The organism is Psychrobacter sp. 1U1 (genome assembly GCF_051847535.1).
Taxonomy (GTDB): domain Bacteria; phylum Pseudomonadota; class Gammaproteobacteria; order Pseudomonadales; family Moraxellaceae; genus Psychrobacter; species Psychrobacter saeujeotis.
The window spans coordinates 263,156-275,808 of sequence record NZ_JBPYDD010000005.1 but is presented as its reverse complement, the minus strand read 5'-3'; the positions used below and the strand labels follow the sequence as shown (position 1 = coordinate 275,808).

Annotated in this window: 12 protein-coding genes; 9 read left to right on the top strand and 3 right to left on the bottom strand. The window is 37.3% G+C overall.

What is annotated here, in order from left to right; all coding sequences use genetic code 11:
- Nucleotides 1–28: 28 nt before the first annotated feature.
- The 8 genes from ACS8FB_RS09720 (at nt 29) to ACS8FB_RS09685 (ending at nt 8,246) form a co-directional block, all read left to right on the top strand.
- Nucleotides 29–418 carry a ribosome-binding factor A gene (locus ACS8FB_RS09720; protein ID WP_058367855.1) on the top strand — a complete coding sequence of 130 codons (390 nt, stop codon included), beginning with the start codon at nt 29–31 and terminating at the stop codon, nt 416–418.
- Nucleotides 419–427: 9 nt separating this feature from the next.
- On the top strand, nt 428–1,498 hold the full coding sequence (gene truB, locus ACS8FB_RS09715; RefSeq protein WP_439262504.1) for a tRNA pseudouridine(55) synthase TruB: 1,071 nt from the start codon (nt 428–430) through the stop codon (nt 1,496–1,498).
- Between the two features lie 411 nt (nt 1,499–1,909).
- Complete coding sequence (locus ACS8FB_RS09710) at nt 1,910–2,434, top strand: type 1 glutamine amidotransferase domain-containing protein (protein ID WP_439262502.1); 525 nt, start codon at nt 1,910–1,912, stop codon at nt 2,432–2,434.
- Nucleotides 2,435–2,527: 93 nt separating this feature from the next.
- Nucleotides 2,528–2,692, top strand: coding sequence for a hypothetical protein (locus ACS8FB_RS09705; protein ID WP_439262500.1), 165 nt, complete (start codon nt 2,528–2,530; stop codon nt 2,690–2,692).
- Nucleotides 2,693–2,794: 102 nt separating this feature from the next.
- Nucleotides 2,795–2,971 carry a hypothetical protein gene (locus ACS8FB_RS09700; RefSeq protein WP_439262499.1) on the top strand — a complete coding sequence of 59 codons (177 nt, stop codon included), beginning with the start codon at nt 2,795–2,797 and terminating at the stop codon, nt 2,969–2,971.
- 370 nt (nt 2,972–3,341) lie between these two features.
- Nucleotides 3,342–3,608: a 30S ribosomal protein S15 gene (gene rpsO / locus ACS8FB_RS09695; RefSeq protein ID WP_299218723.1), complete on the top strand. Its 267-nt coding sequence runs from the start codon at nt 3,342–3,344 to the stop codon at nt 3,606–3,608.
- Between the two features lie 641 nt (nt 3,609–4,249).
- Nucleotides 4,250–6,364, top strand: a complete 2,115-nt coding sequence (gene pnp / locus ACS8FB_RS09690; RefSeq protein WP_439262624.1) for a polyribonucleotide nucleotidyltransferase — start codon at nt 4,250–4,252, stop codon at nt 6,362–6,364.
- Nucleotides 6,365–7,220: 856 nt separating this feature from the next.
- Nucleotides 7,221–8,246 (top strand): ATP-grasp domain-containing protein, encoded by a 1,026-nt coding sequence (locus ACS8FB_RS09685; protein WP_439262497.1) that lies wholly within the window; start codon nt 7,221–7,223, stop codon nt 8,244–8,246.
- Between the two features lie 820 nt (nt 8,247–9,066).
- Here the strand turns inward: ACS8FB_RS09685 and ACS8FB_RS09680 are convergent.
- Nucleotides 9,067–9,948, bottom strand: a complete 882-nt coding sequence (locus tag ACS8FB_RS09680; RefSeq protein WP_439262495.1) for a hypothetical protein — start codon at nt 9,946–9,948, stop codon at nt 9,067–9,069.
- Nucleotides 9,949–10,190: 242 nt separating this feature from the next.
- On the opposite strand from ACS8FB_RS09680, the gene ACS8FB_RS09675 reads away from it, so the two are divergent.
- Complete coding sequence (locus tag ACS8FB_RS09675; protein WP_439262493.1) at nt 10,191–11,114, top strand: glutaminase; 924 nt, start codon at nt 10,191–10,193, stop codon at nt 11,112–11,114.
- A 156-nt stretch (nt 11,115–11,270) separates the two neighbouring features.
- On the opposite strand, the gene ACS8FB_RS09670 is transcribed toward ACS8FB_RS09675, so the two are convergent.
- Together ACS8FB_RS09670 and ACS8FB_RS09665 are read right to left on the bottom strand one after the other, a co-directional pair.
- Entirely contained in the window at nt 11,271–12,122 is an 852-nt protein-coding gene (locus tag ACS8FB_RS09670) for a hypothetical protein (RefSeq protein ID WP_439262491.1), read from the bottom strand.
- A 160-nt stretch (nt 12,123–12,282) separates the two neighbouring features.
- The gene (locus tag ACS8FB_RS09665) at nt 12,283–12,603 is read right to left on the bottom strand and encodes a hypothetical protein (protein ID WP_439262489.1); all 321 of its coding nucleotides are present in this window, start codon (nt 12,601–12,603) and stop codon (nt 12,283–12,285) included.
- Nucleotides 12,604–12,653: the final 50 nt, after the last annotated feature.

Sequence of the window (12,653 nt, the reverse complement as noted above, 5' to 3'; positions counted from 1 at the left end):
AAATATTATTGAAAAGTAGGATAATAAAATGAATCAACGTTTACAACGCTTATCAGATCAGATACAGCGTGAGCTTGCAGTGCTAATTCGTGATGAGGTCAATGATCCGCGTTTGACGGGCTTTGTAACTATCTCTAGTGTGAAGGTCAGTCCAGATTTGGGTTATGCTGATGTATACGTCACTATTATGGAGCCTGAGCTCAATGATGCCATGACTAAAACCAATCATGAGCAAAGCATAGAAGTTCTTAATAAAGCGGCAGGGTTTTTGCGTACTGAGCTTAGCCATAGTTTAAAAACGCGTACTACGCCACGTTTGCGTTTTCATTATGATGAAGTCACTGCGCGCGGCAATTATATGATGGATTTAATCAATCAAGCCGTCAGTAAAACTGAACAAAACGAGAATGACGAGTAAATTACTATTATGTCTATAGCGCCTGAGCAAACTGATAAAAAAGCTAAAATAGTACCTGATAAGATAAAAGTCTCAGGGGTTATTTTAATAGATAAGCCTTACGGTATGACATCACAGCAAGTGGTATCGAAAGTGAAATATCTTTTTAAATCGCCAAACCATAATAGTAAAAAAGCGGGTCATACTGGTACGCTTGATCCCATGGCCACTGGCTTGTTACCTATCTGTCTGGGTGAGGCTACCAAATTTAGCCACTATCAATTGGATGCCGATAAAACTTATCAAGCGACTATCTTGCTTGGTAGTCAGACTGATACTGGTGATGCGGAGGGTCAGATTGTTAAAACAATGTCTGTGCCAAAGTTTGATGAGGTAGAGTTAGAAAAAATTGCCCAGCAGTTTTTGGGCGCTCAGCAGCAAATACCACCCATGTATTCGGCGCTAAAAAAGGACGGCAAAAAACTTTATGAGTATGCACGGGCTGGTATTGAAGTAGAGCGTTTACCAAGAAATATCGTCATCAAGTCAATTGATTTAAAAGCACTTGATAACGAACAAATACAGTTGACGGTTACTTGCACCAAAGGCACCTATGTACGCGTGCTTGGTGAAGACATCGCTAAAACGATAGGTACATTAGGGCATCTGACAGCACTGCGGCGCTTGCAAGTCGGTAAATTCGATATTGATAATGCGCTTAGCTTGACCGCATTAGAAGAACAAGCATTGGATAATCGTCAAGCACAGTTAATGCCAGTGGATGCATGTATCGATATCGATATGAAGCTGACATTGACGACTGAGCAGTGTAAGCGTATCCATATGGGTCAACGCTTAAACGTATCTGAACAATTGACAGACCAGATTAAGAGCTATATTTTAGATAGGATAGATAACCAGTCGTCTATCCATACCGACAAAAGTAACTTTGCTACCTCTAAAGACACTGCTAGCGCACAACTGTTAACGTACGAGACACCAATAGATATTCGTTTAATAAATGAGCAAGGTCAGTTTTTGGGTTTAGGTGCCGTTAGTCTCAATGGACGGTTGCAACCAAAGAAGTTGATTCAACGTTAAGGTTATTTTTCTAAACTATCTTATAGACAATTCCTGAGCAGCTTACTAACAGTTTACATTAATCACATATCGTCACATTTTATTGCAGGTTTCGCCTATGGTGAAACCTGTTTTTTTTGTACATTAGTTAAGTCAGCTAAGGAAAGTGACAGGGAAGGATAAATAAAATAACAAAGCTCAATGGTAAAATTAATCTATAAAAACAAAAACTTAATTTGATAATAAAAAAATCTTATGGGAAGGGCTTCATATAAGAAATATAACAGGTAATAGCTTTAGCAGGGCACGGACGACTAATAGATCACTGAGGATGAATAATAGAAAATACTTAATAATAATAAAAAATTATGATAAATAGAGTTATTAGTTAATTTATTCACATAAATTCCCAATCGTTAAATAAGGAATAATATGAAAACCGTCGCTTTTTTATTACACAATAATTTTGAGCAAGCAGAATATGAAGACGTAAATAACCAGTTGAAAGACAAAGGTTATAAAACTATATTGATTACAACTAATAAAGATAAAGACGTTCAAGCAATGAAACAGGACGTCAACAAAGGTGATACTTTTACCGCTGATATCTTTGCAAGTGATGCAAATGCAGCTGACTACGATGCGTTGGTACTGCCAGGCGGAACTGTCAATGCTGACACTATCCGTGGCGATGCAGAGGCGCACAGTATCATCAATACTGTTTATAAAGCAGGTAAACCACTGGCAGTTATTTGTCATGCGCCTTGGGTGCTTATCAATACAGGTATCGCAAAGGGTAAGAAGTTGACCGCTTATCACTCATTGCAAACAGATTTAGAAAATGCTGGTGCAGATTTTATCGATACAACAGTACAGATCGACGGTAATTTAATTACCTCTCGCAACCCAGATGACATTGATAACTTTGTTGAAGCTATTGATAAAGCATTGTCTTAATTAGTTCAAATACTCTACAAAACGTAAAACAACTCATTATATTTTTATTCTAAACTAGAACAATATTAACTGATATTAACTAAGGAAATTATTATGGCTAACCCTAATCCAAACGATACTAAAGTTGAGCAACAACGTTCTGAGTCTGCAACTGCAGCGCTCAAGAGCCAAACTGAAGACAACCATACCGAAGATACTGAAGCTGCAGCCGAGCGTATCGCTGATAATTTAGAAAATGCTAAAGACGACGATAAGTAGTGCTTTGAGTCCAAGAAGCTTTTGTTAAACGAATTTTTACCGTGAGTACTAATCAAGTGATGGTTAGTACTCACAGTTATTAAATAGTTTTAAGGAAATATTATGGATAAATCAAAACAAAATATGGATAAACAAGAACAAGAAATTGAAAAGCTTGCAGAAGACATCAATCCTAGCAAAGACGCTATTCCAGATAGCATAGCAGAAGCGACGACAGTGCCTTTAGATGATGATGAGCTTGGTGGCAAGGCTACTGAAGCTGATATAAAAAACAAATAGTCTAAGACGATCAGTTATTTTATTGCTTCTAAGAAACCTTGATTAAACAAGAAAACTAATATGAAAAACTGCTGCGAGTTCAGCAGTTTTTTGTTATAATTGCCACCACATTTAAATATGATTTTAGATAAGTTAAAATACTTTGTTTACTATCTCGATTATAAGGTCGATTTATGCAGTATTTCGTCATTATCCAATCTATTTTTAAATAATTGTTATTACTCATTGAGCTTGTCGTACACTAGGTCAACTCTAGTAATGCAGGGTTGTCCTGAATGACGATAAAGTTACTTTAATTACTATTCTAATGCTTAAAAGATGGCTTAAGTCTGAGTACATCTTTGAGCTTTTAGCATTGCCGGAGATATTTATGCTAACTAATACCGATCGCGAACAAATCATCGCTCAATACCAGCGCGGCGAAAATGACACAGGTTCACCAGAAGTTCAAATCGCTTTGTTAAGTGCTCGTATCAATGATTTACAGAATCATTTTAAAGAGCATAAAGCCGATCACCATAGCCGTCGTGGCCTTATCCGTATGGTTAATACGCGCCGTAAATTGCTTGATTACCTAAAAGGTAAAGATCTTGGTCGCTATACAACTGTTATCAAGCAGTTGGGTCTACGTCGTTAATTTGACGTCTGCAATATTAATAATAGTTAAGTAAAAAGGTAGTGCTTATTTGTCATATGACTCTAAAGACTCTCTTTTAAGTGTTGAAAAAATAATTGACTGTTATCAATATAATATGTAAGTAATGAAAGAGCGGTGTGGAATAGTTTCACGCCGCTTTTTTATGGATATCTGGTAAGTATTAGGTAGTCTGGTTGCCGTTTAGCCCAACTTTTGACCATAAAAACACTCAGTTTTGTATTTAATTGGTCAACACCTATAAATCACTGTAAAATGGTGCATTGGGTAATTTTATAGCGCGTTAAAACACAGTATCTATCTCGTAGTTTGTCTCTATATATTGTTATGTTATATAAATAATTTACATAATAAAAAAAGTGTGGAAACGGTGTAGAACACTATTAAAATCCATGATGATAGAAAGTTTATGATGGTAGATGGCTATAAAAACTGAATCTGAATAATAAAGAAAATACAGTAGTACCATTGGTAAATATATGACCTGGCAATAAGGCCACCAAATAAGATTTATCAGTACATCAAAGTACGATAGAACATTTAATGACCGATATTAGATTGCGCAAGCAATTGAAATTGTTTTCGTCATTCAACATTAGGAAAAATATATGACAAATCCGACAATGTTTAATACTATTAAACGTGAATTCCAATATGGCGACCAAAAGGTCGTCCTTGAAACTGGCCGTGTTGCCCGCCAAGCCAACTCTATTATGGTTCATATGGGCGGTGTATCAGTACTGGTTGCAGCAGTAGTAAAGTCTGAAGCTAAAGAAGGTCAAAACTTCTTTCCATTAACTGTAAACTATCAAGAAAAAATGTATGCAGCGGGTAAAATTCCAGGTGCATACGGCAAACGTGAAGGCCGCGCGAGCGAGTTTGAGACTCTAACCTCGCGTCTTATTGATCGTCCAATTCGTCCACTGTTCCCTGAAGGCTATGTCAACGAGATTCAGATTACAGCAACAGTTGTATCCTCAGATAAAACCCAGTCTGCAGACATTGCAGCATTAATCGGTGCTTCAGCAGCATTAGCAATCTCTGATGCGCCATTTAATGGTCCTGTCGCTGCGGCACGTGTTGGCTTTATCGGTGGTGAGTACGTACTAAACCCAACGACTGAGCAGCTTAAAGAGAGTGATCTTGACCTAGTCGTAGCTGGTACCAAGTCTGCAGTATTAATGGTTGAATCTGAAGCAGCAGAGCTGTCAGAAGATCAGATGTTAGGCGCGGTATTATATGGTCATCAGCAACAGCAAATCGTGATTGATAACATTGCTTCAATGGCAGAAGAGATCGGTACCGCTAAGCAGCAGTATGTTGCCCCTGAGCGTGACCAAGCGCTTACCAGCAGCATGAAAGAGCAGTTCGGTGAGCAAGTTGCAGATGCTTATACCATTACTGACAAGCAAGCGCGTTACACCAAGCTCGATGAAATTAAGCAATCAATCATTGATGCGCTTGCTGGTGATGCTGAGTCAGAAACTTATGCTGATACGGTATCTGAGCTAAAAGAAATCTACAACGACCTTAAATATCGTACGGTTCGTGACAATATCTTGTCAGGTAAGCCGCGTATCGATGGCCGTGATCCTGAAACAGTCCGTGCGCTTGACGTGCAGGTTGGTGTATTGCCATATACGCATGGTTCAGCATTATTTACTCGCGGTGAGACGCAAGCCTTAGTCACCACTACGCTAGGCAATAGCCGTGATGTTAACATGATTGATTCATTAGGTGGCACTATCCGTGACCATTTCATGCTGCACTATAACTTCCCGCATTTCTCAGTGGGTGAGACTGGCCGTGAAGGTATCCCTAAACGTCGCGAAATCGGTCATGGTCGTCTAGCGCGCCGTGGTGTACAAGCGATGCTACCGGACAGCGAACGCTTCCCGTATGTCATCCGTGTGGTATCAGAAATCACTGAATCAAATGGTTCTTCTTCTATGGCGTCTGTTTGCGGTGCAAGCTTGGCATTAATGGATGCTGGTGTACCATTAAAAGCGCCAGTCGCTGGTATTGCAATGGGTCTGGTTAAAGAAGGCGAGCGCTTTGCTGTATTGTCAGACATCTTAGGTGATGAAGATCATTTAGGCGATATGGACTTTAAGGTCGCTGGTTCTAAAGACGGTATCACTGCGCTACAGATGGACATCAAAATCGAAGGCATCACGCCTGACATCATGGAGCAAGCGCTAAAGCAAGCTCATGCTGGTCGTATCCATATCTTGGATGCCATGAACCAAGTATTGCCAGAGAGCCGTACTGAAATCAACGCTCATGCACCGAACTACGCGGTTATCGAAATCAATCCTGATAAGATTCGTGATGTCATCGGTAAAGGCGGCGCGATGATTCGCCAGCTCACAGAAGAGACTGGCGCGGTTATCGATATTGATGATGCTGGTACGATTCGTATTTTTGGTGAGAATAAAGCGGCAACTAAAGCTGCTATTGGTAAAATCGAAGCATTGACGGCTGAAGTTGAAGTTGGTAAAACTTACGAAGGTACGGTCGCTCGTATCGTTGACTTCGGCGCGTTCGTTAACGTCTTGCCAAACACAGATGGTCTCGTGCATATCTCACAAATTGCAGAAGAGCGTGTAGAGAATGTATCAGATTATCTAAAAGAAGGTCAGACGGTTAGTGTCTTGGTTCAAGACGTTGATAACCGTGGTCGCATTAAGTTGACTATGAAAGGTATTGAGCAAGGTACAGCAACAACTGCTGAATAAGTAGCTTAATTTGATATAAAAAACCGCTCTGAACTGTTAGTAATAGCAGTCGGGGCGGTTTTTTTGTCTGTCTCTTTAATGTTACTAAATAGTTAAATATTACTTTTATCAAATGCATTTAGTTTCCTAGTAAGGATATTAATCTCTGGCTGTGCGCTATATGTAACAATAGATCTAGCTATTGACATAATGACAATATACCTTGTAGTCCACATGTAGTAATATTTTCTAAAGTAGATTGAGTCTTATTTAATTTGCCATCAGCACCGTTATAATAGTGATTATGGACTTTTTGGTTGAATCATAAGTTTTGATTTCAATATTTTATTGGTTTTATCTAAGTAATAAATAAGTGTTTTTCTAGATTTTTGTCTTATATTCGGATTGCAACATATTGTTTGATTCTATCTATATAGTGTTTTATAGTTAGATAGATTACTCGTAATATTAGAATGTGTGTTAATTATCAATTTTTTTGTAGTAGTTTTCGCTATTCTTTTAAAATATTTTTAATAACATCAAGGTGTTGCTATCTTTATTTTTGAGTACGGGCTTCATAATGGCCGTTAAACTGCTAGCTAATAAAGCTATTGAACTTTAGTATTCGAAATGTACCGCATTGTGTTAAAGAAACTTACATTTTGGTGTCTATTTAAGATGTATTTAATTTTACGATATACAATTAATTCGGTTATCACATCAACCATGTCATACCAAAAATTTTGCTCTATTGATGTGGTATCGATTGTGCTATTAATTTAATTTTGTGTTTTAATGATCTCTCTTTTAAGAAAAACAGAATCTATTGACTCCGTTTTTTTAAAATATTCAATGATTTTTTTTGAGGAAAATATAAATGAAAGTAGCTATTCATCATAGACCAGGGAGCTTTTCCGATCGTTGGATTGAATATTGCGAAAATAAAAATATTGATTATAAGTTAGTTAATGCTTTTGATACTGATATTATAGAACAACTAAAAGGTTATGATGTTTTCATGTGGCATCATCATCATTCACAAATCAAGGATGTTCTCGCTGCCAAAAATATCCTTTTTGCTATAGAACATGCAGGATTAAGAGTTTTTCCTGATTTTAAAACAAGCTGGCATTTTGATAACAAGGTCGCTCAAAAGTATCTTCTTGAAGCTGCTGGTATACCAGTAGTTCCTAGCTATATTTTTTATGATAAGAAACAAGCGAAGAAATGGGCAAAGAATACTAGCTATCCCAAAGTTTTCAAACTAACTCGAGGTGCAGGGTCTAGTAATGTTAAGCTGGCTAGATCAAAGTCAGACGCAATTAAGTTTATAGATAAGTCTTTTGGAAAGGGATTCCCTCAGCTAGATAGGGTTGGGTATTTAAAAGAAGCGCTTAGAAAGAGTGGAAAAGATACAGTAAGTATAGATTCGTTAACAAATGTTTTAAAAGGTGTTACAAGACTTGTTTTTAATAGCGAGTTTGCTAAAAAACAAAGTCCTGAACGTGATTACGCTTATTTTCAAGACTTTATAGAAAACAAAGGTTTTGACGTTAGAGTTGTCGTGATTGATAATAAAGCAGTAGCTTTAAAGAGAATGGTTAGAGAGAATGATTTTAGAGCATCAGGAAGCGGAAATTTGGTTTTTGATAATGATAAAATTGATAGAAGGTACATAGAGTTAGCTTTTAATGTTTCTGATAAACTTGAAACTCAGTCATTAGCCATTGACCTGATTCACGGTATAGACGATGAAATTAAAGTTGTAGAGATAAGTTATGGCTTTCCTATGTTGAATTTTCTTGAACGCTCTGAAGGGTATTGGGATAAAAATATAAATTGGCATGAGAGCGATTTAAACCTCCAAAATTGGATAATTGAAGGGCTTTTAAGAGATAAATAAACGTATTTTTTACTCAGATATCAATTTAGATGAGTTCTTCATATTGAAGTCATTATAGAGTAATTTGTAGTTGGCTTTTGTGTTAAGCGTTAATTACTAAGTTATAGCCCAAGTATCTTATAGGTTCACTTGTCTAAACGTATATCCGTATGATTAGGATGTGCATAAATGAAACCAGTAATACGTAACGCGTAATACTATTTATAGACCATTAATGAAAAGATAGGAAGGAGGGAGTTGGTTGAGCCTAACTTATCAGTTGATGATCTACGAGTAGTATTTATTGGATTCAAAAATTTATCCATTGAAGTGATGAAATAGCTACAATTCAACTTTGTAGAGCACAATAAGCTATGTTTGAATTTGATTTGAGCTTAATGGGACTGGTTAAAGAAGATAAGCACTGGAGTAATCTCATGTTGGTCGTATCAAATTGACCATGAAAGGTATTGAACAGGGTACAATGACAACTGCTGAATAAGCAGCTTAGTTTGATATAAAAAACCGCTCTGAACTGTTAGTAATAGCAGTCAGGGCGGTTTTTTGTTTTTGGATAATTGGAAAGTTTTTTTAAACTGTAATGTTGGTTATCATAATTTTACTGAGCCAGTAGACTATTCCCTAGAGAGGACTTGGATTTTAGGCTATAGGCTAATGGTGTCAAAGGTTCGAGTTATTCAAATAGCTACAATGTACTTCATAGTGTTTTTCCATCAGTTACATAGAATGTGAAATACTCTACACAGATGATAATGCAGTATAATTTAGTTCATGCCTTTTAACTTATTTACTGTCGGTACCAGTATTTAAATTAAGGATATCAATTTTCTCTCAGTTCATCTGAACTTAATTGCTGATCTTTGATGTGTGATTTAATATCATCTAGCCCAGTTGTCGATGTTCTATCATTCGTATTCAAGCCAAACTGATTGCCAATCGCATATAAAGGGTCTATTGATCCTGTGTCTCTCAAACGTTGAGCAATAGCTTGCAAGTCTTCTCCAAAGTCTTCGTTGATAAGCAAAGCCTCTACTATTTCTAAGTCATTTTTATTTGAGTTTTTTAAGCGGTTGATTTCTTCAACAACTTTGCTTCTAGACACTTTTTCTAACTTTATCGATGCTATCCTTTTCCTTCTCTCGTACTCATCAACCGTAAGTAGTCCTAGAGTTTTATCACATTCAATATTTTTTAAGATCAATATATTTTGCTCATCTTGAGGTAAGTTGTTCCAAGGTAATGCTTCTTCCTTTAATTCTTGAGCACGTTCAGTTATCACATAATCCAAATCAAAACGTTTACTTCCGTTCTGTTCATATTTAGATTGTAATTCTTTGTATTTAGGGAGACAAGGCGATAAATTACTTACGTCAAGACTGAAATAAAAACTGTCATCTGATGAGTATTCGATTTCAAAAAAGTCTCTCGCTACGCTGTCTATAAGGCTAGAGTTTTTTGCTAAAAACTTACGTTCTTCTTTATCTATTTTAATGTTTTCATATGTGCTAAAAATAAGAGTTAGCAGTGCAATCAGAAAAATTAGTAATAAAGTAGTCCAAAACCCGATGTAAATATACCAAATGAATGTATTTTTTGTTTTTAGGTATCTACCTAAGCGTAGCAAGGTTTTTACCAAAAAAACTACCACTACTAGAGCCAATGTACCAACAATAATGCCAGCACTAAATAATAGATATTCCATGTATTATCCCTAGTAGTAGAGTAAATATTTTCGGTTCAGTATACCCGAATGGAACCATTTATTTTGCTTATTAAATCTATCAATAGATTACCCAAAACAGAACACTAGAATGGAGTTACTTATATCAGACTTTATATGTCGTGATAAATAATAGCAAAATATAATTTCCCCGCCTTATCGTGCCAAATTCAGTTAAAATCATGCCTATTCAGAAAACTCAATAAAAACACGGTTACCCCTTTATGATGCAAAAAATTCTAGACGACATCACTGCCCAAATGGCACTTGAGACCGACCGCGGAAAGGTAGCAGATTATATTCCGCAGCTTGCACATGTTGATCCCAACCAGTTTGGCATCAGTGTTGCCACCCCTGATGGGCAAGTGTACTCAGCTGGAGATGCCAGTAAACCATTTTCCATACAAAGTATCTCCAAAGTATTTACGCTAACTATTGGTCTTAGTAAGCTTGGCAGTGCACTTTGGGATCATGTCGGCCGTGAGCCCTCGGGTGACCCTTTTAACTCCATTACCATATTGGAATACGAATCGGGCCGACCGCGTAATCCTTTTATCAATGCAGGCGCGATTGCGGTAGTGGATGCTATTACGATGGGACGCGAGCCAGAAGAGATATTGGATGAGATTATACAGTTTGTGCACTTTATAGCAGATGATGCGTCGATCTGCTTTGATTATAAGGTGGCAAGGTCTGAGATTGACCACGAAGATAGAAACGCTGCACTCGCTCACTTTATGAAGTCTTTTGGACATCTACAGCATGATGTTGATAAGATATTGAATACTTACTTTCATCAATGCTCGATTGCGATGAGTTGTGAGCAGTTAGCCCGTGCTGGCCTGTTTTTGGTCTCTAATGGTATCAATCAACCCACAGGGGCAAAGGTGATCAGCCCGCAGCAATCCAAGCGGATCAATTCGTTAATGATGATGTGTGGTCACTACGATGGCTCTGGAGAGTTTGCCTATCAGGTGGGTCTACCAGGCAAAAGCGGCGTCGGTGGCGGTATTCTAGCGATAGCGCCAGGCAAGGGTGCCATCGCAGTATGGTCACCTGGCCTAAATTCGGTCGGTAACTCAAAACTTGGGACTAAAGCATTAGAGTTGCTGGGAGAGAGGACAGGCTGGTCGGTGTTTTCGAAATAAAAAAGCTTATAGCAAGATTCAAGATTAAAAGTACAAATATGTCTGTATAAGCATTTGCTAAGACAGTTTATTTAGCCAAAAAAATCCAATGTTAAACGCTTAAATTAAACATTTAACATTGGATTAATCAAACTCTAAATTAACAATTTAAAATGCTTACTCTTGATTTAAATCATCAATCATACTTTGGTACTTCTCTTTTCTACTAGCAATTTTGCTGCGCTCTTCTTCTACATTTGCGATGAGTTTTTTGGCAACGTCAACGCTTTTATCAAAAGCGGCAAGCTCCATATCTACCACAGCGATTAATCGCTCTAGCGTCATAGCAGTAGCTCTTCCGGTAACGCCATTAGTCATGCCCATCGCTTCAGACATAAAGTCTTCTCTGAGCTTATTTGCCCATTGGAATAAACCTGCCATCGACATGCTAGAGTCGCTGTTCTCATTGGACTGCTCTGTTGCATCAGCGTCATTTTGTTCAGTGTCGTCTTGCTGCTTGGCATTATTTTCTTTAGCATCGTTGGACTTGTCACTTTTGCGAGTCTTGTCTTCTTTGCTAGTTTTACTTTCTTTATTAGTATCGCCAGCTTTGTCAGACTGATCATCTTTTTCAGCTTTAGTGTCTTTCTTAGATGCTTCTTTTTTATCAGATTTCTGATTTTTTTCAACATTTTCATTTTTGCTAGCGCTTTCAGCTTTGCCTTGGTTGTCTGACTTAGCATTAGCGTCTTTGGCTTTACTAGAGCTTTGAGATTTATCTTGGCTTTCAGACTTGTTATCTGCTGATTTATCATTTTTAGCAGTATTATCAGTTTTCTTGTCTTTAGTTTTATCGTCTTGAGCCTTGTTGTCCTGATCTTTATCTTCTTGATAGTCGTGCTCAGCGTTGTATTCTTCAAAGTTGCCATTTTCAAATACTACGGTATCGTCTTTTACAACCTCTACAGCCGTTACCGCGTTATTGTTCTCGTCTTTGGTATTGTTTTTGCTAGAATTATTATTTGACATAATTAATTCTCCTGTTTAGGTATATTAAATAAAAAATATTTATGCTCAAAGGCATGCACAGTTGATATTATGCTGGAGTGATCTTTTAATCAATATCACGACATAAATATACTTATTAAGACCTACAGGAAAAAACATTTTACTAGAGAATTTAACATGTTTAGATAGTTATACTTTTATGCAGATGAATATCTACACGAGCTTTTGGTATATCTTGTAAATGTTGAGCGAGTAGGGATAAAGTTACCGTATCCCAATCTAAAGAGGTCACATTTGAGGTATGAGACTTTTTGGTTGGGTTATTCTTTGGAGAGTTAGAAAGGAGTGGCCGTGTCAATAAGGCCATTGTGCGCAGGCCTTTATAACGTATTAACGGCATGAGTATAGGATCTAAGAATATCCCCGTACTATTAACTGGTAAAATAAGTACCTGCGCGCTGCTATTTAAAATTGGGTCATGGGTCAAACGCAAAGTGGTCATAACGAATACCCCATAAGCAAATGATTTGATAAGTAGTATGTACTCAAGCT

Coding starts and splice junctions, on each gene's coding strand:
- pnp (WP_439262624.1), top strand. CDS start 4,250: ATGTTTAATACTATTAAACGTGAATTCCAATATGGCGACCAAAAGGTC.
- ACS8FB_RS09670 (WP_439262491.1), bottom strand. CDS start 12,122: ATGTCAAATAATAATTCTAGCAAAAACAATACCAAAGACGAGAACAAT.
- ACS8FB_RS09710 (WP_439262502.1), top strand. CDS start 1,910: ATGAAAACCGTCGCTTTTTTATTACACAATAATTTTGAGCAAGCAGAA.
- ACS8FB_RS09705 (WP_439262500.1), top strand. CDS start 2,528: ATGGCTAACCCTAATCCAAACGATACTAAAGTTGAGCAACAACGTTCT.
- ACS8FB_RS09720 (WP_058367855.1), top strand. CDS start 29: ATGAATCAACGTTTACAACGCTTATCAGATCAGATACAGCGTGAGCTT.
- ACS8FB_RS09680 (WP_439262495.1), bottom strand. CDS start 9,948: ATGGAATATCTATTATTTAGTGCTGGCATTATTGTTGGTACATTGGCT.
- truB (WP_439262504.1), top strand. CDS start 428: ATGTCTATAGCGCCTGAGCAAACTGATAAAAAAGCTAAAATAGTACCT.
- rpsO (WP_299218723.1), top strand. CDS start 3,342: ATGCTAACTAATACCGATCGCGAACAAATCATCGCTCAATACCAGCGC.
- ACS8FB_RS09685 (WP_439262497.1), top strand. CDS start 7,221: ATGAAAGTAGCTATTCATCATAGACCAGGGAGCTTTTCCGATCGTTGG.
- ACS8FB_RS09675 (WP_439262493.1), top strand. CDS start 10,191: ATGATGCAAAAAATTCTAGACGACATCACTGCCCAAATGGCACTTGAG.
- ACS8FB_RS09700 (WP_439262499.1), top strand. CDS start 2,795: ATGGATAAATCAAAACAAAATATGGATAAACAAGAACAAGAAATTGAA.
- ACS8FB_RS09665 (WP_439262489.1), bottom strand. CDS start 12,603: ATGACCACTTTGCGTTTGACCCATGACCCAATTTTAAATAGCAGCGCG.